Source organism: Bradyrhizobium sp. MV1.5 (genome assembly GCF_055807615.1).
This window is the reverse complement of the sequence record NZ_JBVVPL010000031.1, coordinates 49,736-64,626: the sequence shown is the minus strand read 5'-3', so window position 1 is coordinate 64,626 and position 14,891 is coordinate 49,736. Positions and strand designations below refer to the sequence as shown.

Here is a 14,891-nt window from a genome sequence, read left to right as displayed (position 1 = left end):
CCTCAGCCGTTCCGGAACGCATATCCATAGCCGTTCAGCGCCGGCGCGCCGCCGAGATGGGCGTAGAGGATCTTCGCGCCCTTCTCGAAATAACCCTTCTGCGTGAGGTCGATCAGGCCCTGCATCGACTTGCCCTCGTAGACGGGGTCGGTGATCATGGCTTCGAGACGCGCGGTGAGGCGGATCGCCTCCTTGGTCTCTTCCGATGGCACGCCGTAGGCGGGATAAGCATAATCCTCGATCAGCACGACGTCGTCGGCGACGAGATCCTGGCCGAGCTCGACGAGCTTGGCCGTGTTCTGTGCGATCGAGAGCACCTGCGCCTTGGTCTGCGCCGGGGTGAAGGAGGCGTCGATGCCGATCACCTTTCGCGCGCGGCCATCGGCGGCGAAGCCGACCAGCATGCCGGCGTGGGTCGAGCCGGTGACGGTGCAGACCACGACGTAGTCGAACTTGAAGCCGAGCTCGGCTTCCTGCTTACGCACTTCTTCGGCGAAGCCGACATAGCCAAGGCCGCCGAATTTGTGCACGGAGGCGCCGGCGGGAATCGCATAGGGCTTGCCGCCCGCCGCCTTCACCTCCTCGATCGCGTCCTCCCAGCTCTTGCGGATGCCGATGTCGAAGCCGTCGTCCACCAGGCGCACGTCGGCGCCCATGATGCGCGACAGCATGATGTTGCCGACGCGGTCATAGACGGCGTCCTCGTGCGGCACCCAGGCTTCCTGCACCAGGCGGCACTTCATGCCGATCTTGGCCGCGACGGCCGCGATCATGCGGGTGTGGTTGGACTGCACGCCGCCGATCGAGACCAGCGTGTCGGCGTTCGAGGCGATCGCGTCGGGGATGATGTATTCGAGCTTGCGCAGCTTGTTGCCGCCATAGGCGAGCCCGGAATTGCAGTCCTCGCGCTTGGCGTAGACCTCGACATTGCCGCCGAGATGCTTTGACAGCCGCTCCAGCTTCTCGATGGGTGTCGGACCAAAGGTCAGCGGATAGCGCGCGAATTCTTCGAGCATCGTCAGGTCATCCCGATTGGTGTTGGTGTCTGCGAAAACCCTAGCATCGCGCTGCAAAAAGGTGCTTTCAAATATTGCGGCCCTGTTGCGCACGATCTTGCAGAAATTGCGCCATAGGGTATTCTTTCTTTCGTAGAATACGCAAATTACGGAAGCTTCTTCCATGTCCGCCCGTCTTGATCGCATCGACCTTAAGATGTTGCGATTGCTGCAAAATAACGGCCGGCTCAGCAACGCGGAGCTGGCCGAAACCGTCGCCATCAGTCCTGCCACCTGCCATCGGCGCACCCAGCGCCTGTTCGAGCACGGTTTCATCGCCGCCGTCCGCGCCATGGTCGCGCCCAAGAAGGTGGCCAAGGGCACGCTGGTGATGGTCGGCGTCGTGCTCGACCGTTCGACGCCGGAGAGCTTTGCGATCTTCGAGCAGGCGATCACCAGGCTGAAGTTCGTGCTCGACTGTCACCTCGTCGCCGGCGACTTCGACTATTTCCTCAAGATCCGCGTCGGCGACATGGAGGACTTCAACCGTATCCACGGCGAGCAGCTGATCGCGCTGCCCGGCGTGCGCCAGACCCGCACCTTCTTCGTGATGAAGGAAGTCATCGACAACGCGCCGCTGGAGTTTTGAGCGGAAGCTATTGATGCGCGCTCCGCATCATGAGAGATTCAGGTGATGCAGACAGTCCCCTTCCGCCACCTCAATCCGGCCGGACCGGCCTATCGGCGCGGCTGGGTCGACGAAGCCGTGGCCGCGATCGAGGCTGACCAGTGCCGCACGGCTGACACGCATCTGATCCGGCTGATCGTGCCGGCGCTCTCAGGCATCGACATCTATCTGAAAGACGAGTCTACGCATCCGACCGGCAGCCTGAAGCATCGGCTCGCGCGCTCGCTGTTCCTTTACGCGCTCTGCAACGGCCACATCCGCGAAGGTACGCCCGTCGTCGAGGCCTCGTCGGGATCGACCGCGGTGTCGGAAGCCTATTTCGCGCAGATGATCGGCGTGTCCTTCTATGCCGTGATGCCGCGCACGACCTCGGCGGAGAAGATCGCCGCGATCGAGCATTACGGCGGCAACTGCCATCTGATCGATGACGGCCGCGCGCTGTATGCGGAGGCCGGCGCGCTGGCCGCACGGCTGGGCGGCCACTACATGGACCAGTTTACCTTCGCCGAGCGCGCCACCGACTGGCGCGGCAACAACAACATCGCCGAATCCATCTTCACGCAATTGCAGGGCGAGCCGCGCCCGCTGCCGGACTGGATCGTGATGGGGGCGGGCACCGGTGGCACCTCGGCCACCATCGGACGCTATTTGCGCTATCGCCAATATCCGACACGGCTGTGCGTCGCCGATGTCGAGCATTCCGCTTTCTTCGACTGCTTCAGCTCGCAGGACCGCTCTCATGTTTGCGATCGCCCTTCGCTGATCGAAGGTGTCGGCCGGCCGCGCTGCGAACCCTCCTTCGTGCCGGGCGTGGTCGACCGCATGATGAAGATCCCGGATGCGGCGACGATCGCGGCGATGAACGTGTTGTCGCGCCGGCTGCGCCGCGCGGTGGGTGGCTCTACGGGCACCAATTTCCTGGCGCTGTGCCGGCTCGCCTCGGAGATGCGAAGGACGAATCAGACGGGGTCGCTGGTGACGCTGATCTGCGATTCCGGCGAGCGCTACCGGCAGACCTATTATGAGCCCGCCTGGCTGAAAGCGCGCGGTCTCGATCCAACGCCGTTCGAGGCGGCCTTGTCGTCGTTCCTCGATACGGCGCAACCGCTGGCGCTTGAGTTCGAAGACGTAGCGAATCCGCAGAACTTGCGAAATCCTGGCGCCTGATAGCTGGCGCTTCCCGGCCATTTGCAAGATTGCACGGCCGTCACGGCAACTTCACTTGCCTTGCGCGCGCGTGCGGGCGAGTTTCGCGGCTTCTCAACGAGGAGACCTGCCGTGCGCCTTCCCATTCTCGATCCGAAGGACCTGAGTGCCGAACAGAAGCCGCTCTATGACGACATGCGAGCCGGCATCAAGGACCACTTCAAGGGCTTTGTGAACATGCGCGACGATGGCGCGCTGCTCGGGCCCTGGAATCCATGGATCCGCGAGCCGCGCTTCGGCAAGCCTGTGTGGGAGCTGGTCAAGGCGATCGCGTCGAACCCGCTGCTGCCGGCACCGGTGCGCGAGGTCGCGATCCTCGTCACCGGCTCGCATTTCCGCTCCGGCTACGAGCTCTATGCGCATGTGCTGGTCGCCGAACAGCGCGGCCTCTCCGACGAGAAGCTCGCGACCATCGTCGCCGGACAGCGGCCGGTCGATCTCACCAAGCAGGAAGCCGTCGCCTATGACGTGGCGTCCGCACTGGTCAGCGGCGGCGTGCTGCCGGAACTGACTTATCGGGCCGCGGTCAAGGAGTTCGGCGAGCACGGCGCAGCCGAGCTGTCCTATCTCGTCGGCATTTACTGCATGGTGTCGGTCACGCTGAACACGTTCGACGTGCCGGTGCCGGACTAGATCTACGGAGCGATCACTCCGCCGCCTTGTTCATGGGCGGCGGCGGCGACCAGGCCACGCAGCGGTTGCGACCTTCGGCCTTCGCCTGGTAGAGCGCGTGATCGGCCGCGCTCATCAAGGCGTCGATGCCGGACATGCTGACACTGGCTTCCGCAATGCCGATGCTCACGGTGACACCGAACTGAACCTGATGGGCAACGATGCGCGAGCTCATCACGCGCTTGCGGATTCTCTCAGCGACGATCCTTGCGCGCGACAGGCTGGTCTCGGGCAGCAGAATCGCGAACTCCTCGCCACCGAAGCGGCCGACGACGTCCGATTTGCGCTTGCCATCGAGGCATGCGGCCGCCACGGCCTTGATCGCCTCGTCTCCGATCGCGTGACCATAGCGGTCGTTGACCGACTTGAAATGGTCGATGTCGAGCATCAGGACCGAAACGGAGCGATAGTAGCGCTGGAAGCGGCTCCACTCTGCATCGAGCGCGCTCAGCAAATGGCGGCGGTTGTAGAGCCCCGTGAGCGGGTCGGTGGTGGCCAGACGCTCCAGCATGTTGGCCTTGTTGGTGAGATCGGTGATGTCGACATAGGTCAGCATGCGGCCGCCGTTCGACATCGTGGTGCAGTGGGCCCTGATCCGGCGCGCATCCGGCGTCTGGAGATCGCGCACATGATCGCCCGCCTTGACCTCGGCGACGCGCTTGACGGGAAATTTCACCAGTTCGTTCGCCGGCAGATCCGGCGCGCTCGCGCGATGCACCCGGCTCACCAGGGATGCATAGGTCGGGCGGGCGGCGGCTTCCTGCTCGCTCACCTCCCAGAACCGCCGCATGCGCCGGTTCATGAAGCTGGCGTTGAGATCGCGGTCGAGCAGCAGCACGCCGTCCTCGACGTTCTCGAGGGCGTCGCGCAGCAATTTCAGCTCGTCGGAATAGCGCACGATGTCGGTGACCGGCGTATAGGTCAGCATCCGCCCGCCGTTGGGCAAAGGCGTGCATTGCATCCGAACGACGTCGCCGCTGGTACGGCGCAGGTCGCGCGGAGACGCATCACCCGCCTGTATCTGACGGACGCGTTCGGCGACATAGGCCTCAAGCTCGGCCGGCGGAATCTCGTAGGCGAGCGTATCGCGGCCATGATGCATCAACGTCACAAATGACGGATTGCTGTTGGCAACTTCCTCCGGCAAGAGCCACATCTGCCGGAACGCCCGATTGATCAACTGCGCGCGGAGATTGGCATCCAGCAGCACGATGCCAAGTGGGACGAAATCGAGAGCCGCCCGAAGCGCCAACATCTGTCCGCGCATCAGCGAATCGGTCGGCCGCTCCTGCTCGTCCACGGCCTTCGGCTCGACATGATCTTCCGCTCCGAGCGCAACCCCGATCTGACGGTCCGACCGCCAGAGCACATGGCAGGAGAGGATCTCCTGGCCTGCGAGCCGGAGCTGGAACCGATCGGGCACGCCGATGCTGCTCTGCATCTCCAGCGTCGCGCCGTCTTCGGACATCCGGCGCACGACGCAATCGATGGTCGACTGACCGAAGTTGAAGAAGATCTGGCCGGCGAGGAACGTTCGTTCCGATACCAAGCGGGGCATTCCAAACCTCCCAAGCGACATCGGCCCAGTTTGCCCGAAGCTTACTTGCCGAAAGGTAAGGTGGTGCGCGATTGTGCGAGAGGGCTAATAATTGGTTCACGCATCCGGCCGTCGTCACGTCAGCGTTGAACGCGAAAAGCCCTTCATCATCAACGATGAGCGGGAGCGGCCCTTGCTCTGATGTCCGTGAAAATGCGGTTGCTCCGCTTTACGGAAAATCCACCACGGTCCGCAGTCAGTTGCGCACCGCGTAGAGCGGCGTCCGCAACGTCAGCTGGTAGGACGGTTTCGGCATCCAGGCGATCTGTGCAGTGATGCCGAATAGTCGGTTGTCATTGTCGTCCATGCGATCGAGATCGAGGCGCAGGATCGGCTGCGTGAAGGGTTCAGCCAGCACCCTGCCTGCGAGTTGCGCGCCGCCGAACGATTGCACGCCGAGACGGCCGGTGAATTTCCAGTTGCTCGGCCATTGGTAGTAGCCGCCGGCATAGAGGATCGTGTTCGGCCGGATGCGGACGACCGCGCCGGCAATGTCGGTGATGGTATATTGCACCCCGGCAAGCCATCCGCGTGTCTCGTCCTCGTCGAGCGCGTAGTCGAACTCCAGGATGTTGTTGAATGACGTTGTCATGCCGGGGTCGTTGGGCACTGACTGCGTCAGGGTGGATTGCAGCGTGATTGTCGGGATCTTTCCGCCGTTTTGCTGGTAGAGATCGGCTTGCACACCGATGTTCCAGCTGGTGATGTCGAACGCCGACCAGCCACCGCCTAGGTCCGTGGTCGAGCCCGAGACGCCGCCGTAGAGCGAGACGCGATCGCTGACGTCGACGGTCATCGGGAGATCGAGGGCGATTGACTTCGCGGCCGGCAATCCGTTCGGCAGCGCATCGCCCCTGCGCGCCGCCAACGCTTCGAATGCTGCAGACAATGATGTGTTGCCGAAGCCGAGCCCGAGCGTGCCCGCGGGGATCGTGGCGTACGTTGTGCGCAGGTCGAGATAGATATTCGGAACCGCCGGCTTCGCGACAGCGTCTTGGTCACTATCGGCGGCCAATGCGCCAGCCGGCATCATCAGGCAGAGCAGTCCCATCGCGAAAGCGCGCAAGGCCGAGCGGGGCGATTGGGTTCGATGGGACACGTGACAATCCGACGCGTCTGCCGTGATGGCGAAACTGCCTGCTAGATGGAATGTGATCGCCCGTATGGTCAAGTGGTATCCGCAATCGGTGGACGGTGCGAATGCACGCAGGTACGTTGCCGTCACCGCACTGACACATCCTCCGCCAGAGTGCAGGCCGGACACTGGAGAACGACAGCCATGGACACGTCACGCCGCATCCTGCTCGCCGGACTGGCGGGACTCGCCGTTGCGCCGACCGTCGCAGCAGCCGCGCCCTCGGCCGCGTCCGACGACGTGACGGTCGCCGAAGAGCGCTTTGCGCGCATGATCGCGGCTGCGCATGCGCCCGACGTCACCTGCGCGTGGGAGGCCGAGCGCTATGCGGATTCGCATTGGCCAAGCTATGTCGCGGCGGCGCGTTCCGTCATCGAGGCGAGAGCGTGAGGCATTCTCTTTCCTCTCCCGTTGCGGGAGGCGGCAAGACCAGGTGCTTCACGTCCCCACCGCCCGCCTGACCTGCTCCCCGATCTGCGACAGCACGAGCTGCGCTTGCGGCAGGATTGCGCCCATAGCGTGGAAATTGTGGACCATGCCCTCATGGCAGACGTGCTCGACCGCGACGCCCGCGGCGAGCAGCTTGCGGGCATAGGCATTGCCCTCGTCGCGCATCGGGTCGAACTCGGCGGTGTGGATGATGGCGGTCGGCAGGCCCGCAAGCCGTGTCGCGCGCAGGGGCGAGATGCGGGGATCGGCGGCATCCAGGTCCTCGGGCAGATAGTCGGCGAGATCAGCTTCGATCGTGACGCGGTCGATCAGGTGGCCCTCGGCGAACGCCTGGCGCGAAGGTGAGGCCTCCTCGAAATCCAGCACCGGGCAGATCAGGCATTGCGCTACGATGGAAAGGCCTGCGGCCTGCGCTGCCTCCTGGCACACGATCGCAGCGAGCGTTGCACCCGCGGAATCGCCGCCGAGCACCAGACGCCCCGCGTCGATACCGAGCGATGAGGCCTCGCGCGCCACCCATTCGGTGGCAGCGATCGCATCGTCCACGGCGGCGGGGAATTTGTGCTCGGGCGCCAGCCGGTAATCGACCGAGACGAGGCGGCAGCCGGTCGCATGTGCCAATGCCGCTGCGATGCGGTCATGCGTGACGATGCTGCCGGCAACGAGCCCGCCGCCGTGAAAGAACACGAAGCCGGGCGCGCGATCGGCGGCGCTTGCCGGTGAATAGAGGCGATAGGGCAGCGCGCCGCCGGGACCAGGCAGCATGCCGTCGGACGACGTCACGTCAGGCGCATCGGCGCGCGCAAACTGCATCAGTTTTGCCAATGATTGCCGCCGTGCCTCCACGCTCGGCCGGCTCCTTGCCTGCGGCGCGGCCGCAGCCATCATGGTCAACAAACGCTTTGCGAGTGGATCGAGCGGCATGGTGCTTCCTTTCCCTTCCGGGAGGGTAACTCACCATTTTCCCGCAGGGAATCATTTAGAAATTGCGCCCAATAGTGGCGCTATAATGCGGCACCACGCCAAGGGAGAGGCCGGTCATGGCCGAGATCAAAAAACCCATCGCATATTCGCCGAGCTGGACCTTCTTCGAGGGCAAATGGCATGACGGCAATGTGCCGATCATGGGTCCGCGCACGCATGCGGCCTGGCTCGGCTCGGTCGTGTTCGACGGCGCGCGGGCGTTCGAAGGCGTCGCGCCGGATCTCGACCGCCACGTCGCCCGCGCCAATCAGTCCGCGACCAACTTTGGGCTGAAGCCGGTGGTCGATACCGGAACCTGGATGACACTCGCAAACGAAGGCATCGCGCGCTTCGCGCCGGATGCCGAGCTCTACGTCCGTCCGATGTACTGGGCGCAGAATGGCTCGGGTGGCGGCGTGCTGTTCGACCCCGAGACCACCGATTGGTGCCTGTGCATCTACGAGGCGCCGATGCCAAAACCCGTCGGCAACGCGATCACGCTATCGCCGTTCCGCAGGCCCACCGCCGAATGCGCCCCGGTCGAGGCCAAGGCCGCCTGTCTCTATCCGAACAATTCGCGCGCGCTTGCCGAAGCCGCCTCGCGCGGCTTCCAGAACGCGCTGATGCTCGACATGCTCGGCAACGTCGCGGAGTTCGGCAATTCCAACGTGTTCATGGCCAGGGACGGCGTGGTCTACACGCCGGTGCCGAACGGCACCTTCCTCAACGGAATCACCCGCCAGCGCGTCATCAGCCTGCTTCGCGCCGACGGCGTCACCGTGGTCGAGAAGACGCTGCGCTACGCCGACTTCGTGGCCGCCGACGAGATCTTTTCTACCGGAAATTTCGCAAAAGTCGCGCCGGTGATCCGCATTGACGATCGCGAGCTGAAGCCGGGTCCGCTCTACATTCGCGCGCGCAAGCTCTATTGGGACTTTGCCCATGCGGTGAAGCTGGCGGCTTAATAGCACCGCCCTAGCTGTGCCGCTTGAACCGGCTGAACTGAAACGCCTGCGTCGAATTCCACGGCGTATGGTGCGCCTCGTTGCGCGTTTCGACCAGCTCGAACCCCGGCCCGAGCTCCGCCGCAAGGCTCGCGCTGTCATGACGCTGCACCGGCAGGCCGCTGCACTTCTCGGGACCGTCGAGCGCAAACGTCGCAATGATGACGTGGCCGCCGGGCGCAACCGCCGACCGCAGCCGCTCGATGTATGCGGTCCTGTCGCGGGAATCGGTCAGGAAGTGAAACGCCGCCCGATCGTGCCATAGGTCGTATGTCTTTGCCGGGTGCCATGTCGTGGCGTCGGCAACGATCCAGTCGACCGTCGAAGCGGCTGGGCCGATTCGCTTCTTTGCAGCGTCAAGCGCATTGGCAGAGAGATCCAGCACAGCGACGTCGCGATATCCGTCCAGCAGGAGAGCATCGACCAGCCGCGATGCGCCGCCGCCGATGTCGAGGATGGCAGCCTCGCGGCCTGGATTAGCCGCTCTGATCATCGCGAGCGAAGTCGCCGGACTGTTCTGAAACCAGCTGACCTCGGCTTCGCCCTTGGTGGCGTAGACATTGTCCCAATGGGTGCTTCGGTCGGACATGGCGCGTCCTCCGGCCTGCCGGGAGCCGGCGCAGAGGGACGACCTACTCGTCCTTCTTCGACATCCGCTCGAGGCGTTCCTGCATGTCTTTCATCTGCTGGCGCAAATCGTCGATATTGCTGTCCTTCGGGGCTTCGGCGGTCGCCTCAGGCGCCGGCTCAGCGGAGCCTGCGGGGCGGCCTGCGCCGGGCGCGAAGGGCTTGAACATCGAGAAGGTCTGCTGGAACAGCTCCATGTTGCGGCGGACCTGTTCCTCCAGCGGCGCAAACGGGGTTCCGGACAGCGAGGTGGCGATCTGCTTGCGGAACTTCTCCTGCTCCTGCGTCAGCGACGCGATGGCCTGCTCCAGATATTTCGGCACGACCATCTGCATGCTGTCGCCGTAGAAGCGGATCAACTGGCGCAGGAAGGTGGTCGGGAGCAGGTTCTGGCCGGCCTTGTTCTCCTGTTCGAAGATGATCTGGGCAAGCACGGAGCGGGTGATGTCGTCGCCGGTCTTGGCGTCGTAGACCAGGAAATCTTCGCCGTCCTTGACCATGGAGGCGAGGTCTTCCAGCGTCACGTAAGTGCTCGTCCCGGTGTTATAGAGCCGGCGGTTCGCGTATTTCTTGATGGTGGTGGGTTGGTCTGATTTCGCCATGGGCTCTCACTTGCAAGACGCGGAGAACGGGAACCTGACGGGCTATGCCGCAGGGCGGGAAGAGTACGCAACGCAACAAAATAAGCATTTTCAAAGGGGTCACGCTACCGTTTTGTGCGCCACGGTTAATCGGGCAGCAAAAACGTGCTTGCGAAAGCGCCAAGAACGCTATTTTGAATGCGCTGCGGGATGAATTCGGCCGCCGGCCGATTGACATGCCTCAACGACGTTAACAGGATGCCGTCCGAGACTGGCGAGCCGTTTCCCCAGCCCCGTCTGCCCCCATTCAACCCAGGAGATGCCCATGTCAGACGATGTCGTCATCGTCAGCGCCGCCCGCACCCCGGTCGGAAGCTTCAACGGAGCGTTCGCAACCCTTCCCGCCCATGACCTCGGCGCCATTGCCATCAAGGCCGCGCTGGAGCGCGGCGGCATCGAGCCCGGCCGGGTCTCCGAAGTCATCATGGGCCAGATCCTGACCGCCGCCCAAGGCCAGAACCCGGCCCGCCAGGCCTCGATCAATGCCGGCATTCCGGTCGAGAGCCCGGCCTGGGGCGTCAACCAGCTCTGCGGTTCGGGCCTGCGCACCGTTGCCCTCGGCTATCAGGCGCTGCTCAACGGCGATTCCGAGATCGTGGTCGCCGGCGGCCAGGAATCCATGAGCATGGCTCCGCACGCCCAGTATCTGCGTGGCGGCGTCAAGATGGGAGCAGTCGAATTCATCGACACCATGATCAAGGACGGGCTGTGGGACGCCTTCAACGGCTATCACATGGGCAACACCGCCGAGAACGTCGCGCGGCAGTGGCAGATCACCCGCGCCCAGCAGGACGAGTTCGCCGTGGCCTCGCAGCAGAAGGCCGAGGCCGCGCAGAAGGCCGGTAAATTCAACGACGAAATCGTCCCCGTCACCATCAAGGGACGCAAGGGCGATGTCGTCGTCAGCGCCGACGAATATCCGCGCCATGGCGCAACGGTCGACGCGATGGCGAAGCTCCGTCCCGCCTTCGAGAAGGACGGCACGGTCACCGCTGGGTCTGCGTCCGGCATCAATGACGGCGCTGCGGTCGTGGTGCTGATGACCGCCAAGCAGGCCGCCAAGGAAGGCAAGAAGCCGCTCGCGCGCATCGTGTCCTGGGCGCAGGCGGGCGTCGATCCGAAGATCATGGGCTCGGGCCCAATCCCGGCCTCGCGCGCCGCGCTGAAGAAGGCCGGCTGGAACGTCGGCGATCTCGACCTGATCGAGGCCAACGAAGCCTTCGCGGCGCAGGCTTGTGCCGTCAACAAGGATCTCGGCTGGGATACCTCCAAGGTCAACGTCAACGGCGGCGCTATCGCGATCGGCCATCCGGTCGGTGCCTCCGGCGCACGCGTACTGGTGACACTGCTGCACGAAATGCAGAAGCGGGACTCGAAGAAGGGCCTCGCCACGCTGTGCATCGGTGGCGGCATGGGTATCGCGATGTGTGTGGCGCGCGACTGAAGATAGTGACGCGTCATCTGCGCGTGCGCTGCACGCGTGGCTGAGTGCGTTGCACGCGATTAAAAAGGCGGCGGTTGCAAATCAAATATTCTTCGCAACCGTACAAGCCTCGACTAAATAGAAACGCCCGGCTCGACGCCGGGCGTTTTGTTCTTGATGTCCGTCAAACGTCCCCCATAATCCGCACTTAAAAACGATCACTCAGAAACGTCCGAAGAGTCCAAGGGAAGGGAATACGATATGGCACGTGTTGCATTGGTGACGGGTGGTACGCGGGGCATCGGAGCTGCGATCAGCAAGGCGCTGAAGGCGGCCGGCTACAAGGTTGCGGCGAGCTATGCCGGCAACGACGCGGCGGCGGAGAAGTTCAAGGCCGAGACCGGCATCGCGGTCTACAAATGGGACGTCAGCAGTTTCGATGCCTGCGCCGAGGGCGTGAAGAAGGTCGAAGCCGAGGTCGGACCGATCGACGTGCTCGTCAACAATGCCGGCATCACCCGCGACACTGCCTTCCACAAGATGACGCTCGAGCAGTGGAACGCCGTCATCAATACCAATCTCGGTTCGCTGTTCAACATGACGCGTCCCATCATTGAAGGCATGCGTGCGCGCAAGTTCGGCCGCATCATCTCGATCTCGTCGATCAACGGCCAAAAGGGACAGTTCGGCCAGGTCAACTATTCCGCGGCGAAGGCCGGTGACATCGGCTTCACCAAGGCGCTCGCGCTCGAGAACGCCAAGGGCGGCATCACCGTCAACGCGATCTGCCCCGGCTACATCAACACCGAAATGGTGCAGGCCGTGCCAAAGGACGTCCTGGAAAAGAACGTGATCCCGCAGATCCCGGTGAACCGGCTCGGCGAACCGGAAGAGATCGCGCGCGCGGTCGTGTTCCTGGCGGCGGACGAAGCCGGCTTCATCACCGGCTCGACGCTGACCATCAATGGCGGCCAATATCAGGCCTGATGGCGCCCATTCTCTTGGCGCAACGTCGCTGAGCCAAAATCTGTAGCTTCAGGCGCGACAAGGCGATAGTGAAGACGAAAATGCCCGGCCTCGTGCCGGGCATAAACGTCCTCAGAGCCTTTTGATCGATGACTCCCCGCACCGCGACGCTGATCGGATTGACCGCGATCCTGATGTGGTCGCTGCTGTCAGTGATGACGGTGGCGACCGGAAAGATCCCGGCGTTCCAGCTGGCCGCGATGACGTTCGCGATCGGCGGTCTGGTCGGGCTGCTCACCTGGATCGGCCGCGGCGAGGCGGCCAAGAGCCTGCGTCAGCCGCTGGTCGTGTGGACCGTGGGTGTCGGCGGACTGTTCGGCTATCACGCGCTGTATTTCCTCGGGTTGCGCTTTGCGCCACCGGCTGAAGCCGGCCTGCTGAATTATCTGTGGCCGCTCCTGATCGTGCTGTTCTCGTCGTTCCTACCGGGCGAGCGGCTTGCCGTGCATCACGTCGTCGGCGCCCTGCTCGGTCTCGTCGGCACCGTGCTGCTGTTCGCCGGGAGCACCTCCAGCTTCACCCGGGGGCAATTGCCGGGATTAGCCGCGGCCTTCATCGCAGCGTTCGTATGGGCGATCTATTCGGTGTTGTCGCGGCGATTGAAGGCGGTGCCGACCGATGCTGTCGCGGGATTCTGTCTTGCTACCGCGGTGCTTGCCGCGCTGATGCATGGACTGCTTGAAACCACGGTATGGCCGGACACGACGTTGCAATGGCTCTCCGTGCTCGCGCTCGGCATCGGTCCCGTCGGTGCTGCGTTCTACGCCTGGGACATCGGCATGAAGCGCGGCGATATCCGCGTGCTCGGCGCCGCCTCCTACGCGACGCCGCTGCTCTCGACCGGCTTCCTCATCGCCGCAGGCTTTGCGAAGGCGAGTACCAACATCACCATCGCCGCCATCCTGATCGCCGGCGGCGGCCTGATCGCGGCGAAGGACATGGTGCTGCGGAAGCGATGATTCGCTCTCTCGCCATACCTCTGATGCTGATCTCGATGCTCGCTGCTCCGGGCGCCGTGGCGCAAGTCAGCGCGACGCCCGAAAGGTTTACCGGCATTTATCGGAACGAGCACGCGAATGGCCGGCCCGAGACCGTTACGATAAGCGATGGAGAATTCTTCATTGAATTGACAGAGGAAGATTATCGAGCCGGTGGTTATCGGCCGGCCTATGAGAGGCTTCCGACCAGGTTTGTTCGTCGAATACCCGTGCGGAAGCCCACTGCAGCCGACCAGGATTGATCCGCGGCTAAAGCGCCGGCTGCCAACCCGGTGGCCGGTACATCACTTCAGGGATCTGCCCGAGTTCGGAACGCTGCAAGCGCTGCGGTGTCAAGCCGTAGAATTCCTGAAAACTGAGGATCAGCGGCCGCCATTTGTCCGGGTCGATGCGATTGGTGGCGCCGTCCATCATGATCTCTGGATGCGCGTGCACGCGGGTGATGCGCACCTCGATCGCCGTAAGGTTGCCACGCCAGACCTCGTCATCCTGCGCCATCTCATGGACATGGGCGACCTTGGCTTCCATCTGCACGGGACACTCGGCCGCACGCGGTGCCGCGACTGTTTCGCCCGGCAGCACGGTTAGTCCGCCACGACCGAACTTGTCCTTCTCGTGCCGATAGCCGCGATAGAGTTTGCCGGGCGGCACCGGATCCGATCCCGTGGTCCGTGCGAGGCGATCGACCGCGGCGACGAGATCGGCGGACGGCAGATTGAGCACGCATTCGCCCGTGCGAATCATGTTCTCGGTGGTCTTGGAATTCCGGGCCAGTCCCAGCATGCAGCGCCACCCGACCCACCATGCCGACGACATCGGCGCGAGATTGGAAGTGCCGTCTTCATTGGTTGAGCCGATGAGGACGACGGGCGTGCCGAAATACAAGATGGCCGGGTCGATCTGGACGGCGGCGGGGCCGAGTGTTCCGTGCATCGTGCGCTCCTGTTGATTGGAAGCGCTGTCGTAAAGGGAGAAGCGGATCGAACCCACCCGATTCCAGATTGAGATTCAGGGCTCCCAGCCCTTCGGCGCTAGCTCGAACCTCGCGAACTCGAAGGCGGGCGCCACGGTGCAGCCGACCAGGGTCCACTCGCCGGTGGTCTCCGCCGTCTGCCACGCATCCGCCGGCACGATCGCCTGCGGCCGTTCGCCGCTCACGAGGTCCGTACCGAGCCGCACCTCGTGCTGGGAGCAGCCGTCATGGGCGATGCGCAGTGTCAGGGGGCTGCCGGCGTAATAGTGCCAGCTCTCGACCGCATCGATGCGATGCCAGTGCGAGCGCTCGCCGCGCGCCAGCAGGAAGTAGATGAGGGTCGAGCGTGCGCGGCCGTTGGCGTCGGTGGTCTGGTCGCGAAACGTCTCGCGATAGTGCCCGCCCTCGGGATGCGGGCGGAGTTCGAGGCGCGCGATGATCTCGGCTGCGGTCGGCATCGATTCCCGTCAGGATTTGCTTTTCAAGATTTGGT

16 protein-coding genes are annotated in these 14,891 nt (G+C 63.8%); 8 read left to right on the top strand and 8 right to left on the bottom strand.

The features are described from left to right. Positions 1–2: 2 nt before the first annotated feature. On the bottom strand, positions 3–1,016 hold the full coding sequence (locus AC0L2J_RS25610; protein WP_473394909.1) for a 1-aminocyclopropane-1-carboxylate deaminase: 1,014 nt from the start codon (positions 1,014–1,016) through the stop codon (positions 3–5). 163 nt (positions 1,017–1,179) lie between these two features. Between AC0L2J_RS25610 and AC0L2J_RS25605 the strand changes: the two genes are divergently transcribed. The 3 genes from AC0L2J_RS25605 to AC0L2J_RS25595 all read left to right on the top strand — a co-directional run bounded on the left by AC0L2J_RS25605 (position 1,180) and on the right by AC0L2J_RS25595 (position 3,522). Next, positions 1,180–1,644: an Lrp/AsnC family transcriptional regulator gene (locus AC0L2J_RS25605; protein ID WP_007604505.1), complete on the top strand. Its 465-nt coding sequence runs from the start codon at positions 1,180–1,182 to the stop codon at positions 1,642–1,644. Positions 1,645–1,689: 45 nt separating this feature from the next. After that, a complete protein-coding gene (locus tag AC0L2J_RS25600; protein WP_473250332.1) occupies positions 1,690–2,850 on the top strand; it encodes a PLP-dependent cysteine synthase family protein in 1,161 nt (386 codons plus the stop codon). A gap of 111 nt (positions 2,851–2,961) precedes the next feature. Beyond that, positions 2,962–3,522, top strand: coding sequence for a carboxymuconolactone decarboxylase family protein (locus tag AC0L2J_RS25595; RefSeq protein WP_473394907.1), 561 nt, complete (start codon positions 2,962–2,964; stop codon positions 3,520–3,522). A 13-nt stretch (positions 3,523–3,535) separates the two neighbouring features. On the opposite strand, the gene AC0L2J_RS25590 is transcribed toward AC0L2J_RS25595, so the two are convergent. Continuing rightward, positions 3,536–5,119, bottom strand: coding sequence for a sensor domain-containing diguanylate cyclase (locus AC0L2J_RS25590; RefSeq protein WP_473394906.1), 1,584 nt, complete (start codon positions 5,117–5,119; stop codon positions 3,536–3,538). Positions 5,120–5,354: 235 nt separating this feature from the next. Further along, positions 5,355–6,224 (bottom strand): hypothetical protein, encoded by an 870-nt coding sequence (locus tag AC0L2J_RS25585; RefSeq protein ID WP_473394922.1) that lies wholly within the window; start codon positions 6,222–6,224, stop codon positions 5,355–5,357. Positions 6,225–6,437: 213 nt separating this feature from the next. Between AC0L2J_RS25585 and AC0L2J_RS25580 the strand changes: the two genes are divergently transcribed. Then, a complete protein-coding gene (locus AC0L2J_RS25580) occupies positions 6,438–6,683 on the top strand; it encodes a hypothetical protein (RefSeq protein ID WP_473394905.1) in 246 nt (81 codons plus the stop codon). A gap of 48 nt (positions 6,684–6,731) precedes the next feature. Here AC0L2J_RS25580 and AC0L2J_RS25575 read toward each other — a convergent pair whose 3' ends face one another. Next, positions 6,732–7,667: an alpha/beta hydrolase gene (locus AC0L2J_RS25575; protein ID WP_473394904.1), complete on the bottom strand. Its 936-nt coding sequence runs from the start codon at positions 7,665–7,667 to the stop codon at positions 6,732–6,734. Between the two features lie 116 nt (positions 7,668–7,783). On the opposite strand from AC0L2J_RS25575, the gene AC0L2J_RS25570 reads away from it, so the two are divergent. Then, positions 7,784–8,671, top strand: a complete 888-nt coding sequence (locus tag AC0L2J_RS25570) for a branched-chain amino acid aminotransferase (RefSeq protein WP_063992447.1) — start codon at positions 7,784–7,786, stop codon at positions 8,669–8,671. A gap of 10 nt (positions 8,672–8,681) precedes the next feature. On the opposite strand, the gene AC0L2J_RS25565 is transcribed toward AC0L2J_RS25570, so the two are convergent. After that, positions 8,682–9,299, bottom strand: coding sequence for a class I SAM-dependent methyltransferase (locus tag AC0L2J_RS25565; RefSeq protein WP_473394903.1), 618 nt, complete (start codon positions 9,297–9,299; stop codon positions 8,682–8,684). Between the two features lie 43 nt (positions 9,300–9,342). Beyond that, complete coding sequence (gene phaR / locus AC0L2J_RS25560) at positions 9,343–9,939, bottom strand: polyhydroxyalkanoate synthesis repressor PhaR (RefSeq protein ID WP_007604520.1); 597 nt, start codon at positions 9,937–9,939, stop codon at positions 9,343–9,345. Positions 9,940–10,243: 304 nt separating this feature from the next. On the opposite strand from phaR, the gene AC0L2J_RS25555 reads away from it, so the two are divergent. The 3 genes from AC0L2J_RS25555 (at position 10,244) to yddG (ending at position 13,386) form a co-directional block, all read left to right on the top strand. Then, entirely contained in the window at positions 10,244–11,422 is a 1,179-nt protein-coding gene (locus AC0L2J_RS25555) for an acetyl-CoA C-acetyltransferase (protein ID WP_007604521.1), read from the top strand. A gap of 240 nt (positions 11,423–11,662) precedes the next feature. Beyond that, complete coding sequence (gene phbB, locus AC0L2J_RS25550; protein WP_007604523.1) at positions 11,663–12,388, top strand: acetoacetyl-CoA reductase; 726 nt, start codon at positions 11,663–11,665, stop codon at positions 12,386–12,388. Between the two features lie 128 nt (positions 12,389–12,516). After that, positions 12,517–13,386, top strand: coding sequence for an aromatic amino acid exporter YddG (gene yddG / locus AC0L2J_RS25545; protein ID WP_473394902.1), 870 nt, complete (start codon positions 12,517–12,519; stop codon positions 13,384–13,386). 288 nt (positions 13,387–13,674) lie between these two features. On the opposite strand, the gene AC0L2J_RS25540 is transcribed toward yddG, so the two are convergent. Both AC0L2J_RS25540 and AC0L2J_RS25535 read right to left on the bottom strand, forming a co-directional pair. Continuing rightward, complete coding sequence (locus AC0L2J_RS25540; protein WP_473394901.1) at positions 13,675–14,358, bottom strand: flavin reductase family protein; 684 nt, start codon at positions 14,356–14,358, stop codon at positions 13,675–13,677. 75 nt (positions 14,359–14,433) lie between these two features. After that, positions 14,434–14,856 (bottom strand): cupin domain-containing protein, encoded by a 423-nt coding sequence (locus AC0L2J_RS25535; RefSeq protein WP_473394900.1) that lies wholly within the window; start codon positions 14,854–14,856, stop codon positions 14,434–14,436. Between the last annotated feature and the right edge of the window lie 35 nt (positions 14,857–14,891).

Bases quoted from the DNA above. Each gene is read 5' to 3' on its own strand.
- phbB (WP_007604523.1), top strand. From the start codon at position 11,663: ATGGCACGTGTTGCATTGGTGACGGGTGGTACGCGGGGCATCGGAGCT.
- phaR (WP_007604520.1), bottom strand. From the start codon at position 9,939: ATGGCGAAATCAGACCAACCCACCACCATCAAGAAATACGCGAACCGC.
- AC0L2J_RS25535 (WP_473394900.1), bottom strand. From the start codon at position 14,856: ATGCCGACCGCAGCCGAGATCATCGCGCGCCTCGAACTCCGCCCGCAT.
- AC0L2J_RS25575 (WP_473394904.1), bottom strand. From the start codon at position 7,667: ATGCCGCTCGATCCACTCGCAAAGCGTTTGTTGACCATGATGGCTGCG.
- AC0L2J_RS25570 (WP_063992447.1), top strand. From the start codon at position 7,784: ATGGCCGAGATCAAAAAACCCATCGCATATTCGCCGAGCTGGACCTTC.
- AC0L2J_RS25590 (WP_473394906.1), bottom strand. From the start codon at position 5,119: ATGCCCCGCTTGGTATCGGAACGAACGTTCCTCGCCGGCCAGATCTTC.
- yddG (WP_473394902.1), top strand. From the start codon at position 12,517: ATGACTCCCCGCACCGCGACGCTGATCGGATTGACCGCGATCCTGATG.
- AC0L2J_RS25540 (WP_473394901.1), bottom strand. From the start codon at position 14,358: ATGCACGGAACACTCGGCCCCGCCGCCGTCCAGATCGACCCGGCCATC.
- AC0L2J_RS25605 (WP_007604505.1), top strand. From the start codon at position 1,180: ATGTCCGCCCGTCTTGATCGCATCGACCTTAAGATGTTGCGATTGCTG.
- AC0L2J_RS25610 (WP_473394909.1), bottom strand. From the start codon at position 1,016: ATGCTCGAAGAATTCGCGCGCTATCCGCTGACCTTTGGTCCGACACCC.
- AC0L2J_RS25555 (WP_007604521.1), top strand. From the start codon at position 10,244: ATGTCAGACGATGTCGTCATCGTCAGCGCCGCCCGCACCCCGGTCGGA.
- AC0L2J_RS25580 (WP_473394905.1), top strand. From the start codon at position 6,438: ATGGACACGTCACGCCGCATCCTGCTCGCCGGACTGGCGGGACTCGCC.
- AC0L2J_RS25565 (WP_473394903.1), bottom strand. From the start codon at position 9,299: ATGTCCGACCGAAGCACCCATTGGGACAATGTCTACGCCACCAAGGGC.
- AC0L2J_RS25600 (WP_473250332.1), top strand. From the start codon at position 1,690: ATGCAGACAGTCCCCTTCCGCCACCTCAATCCGGCCGGACCGGCCTAT.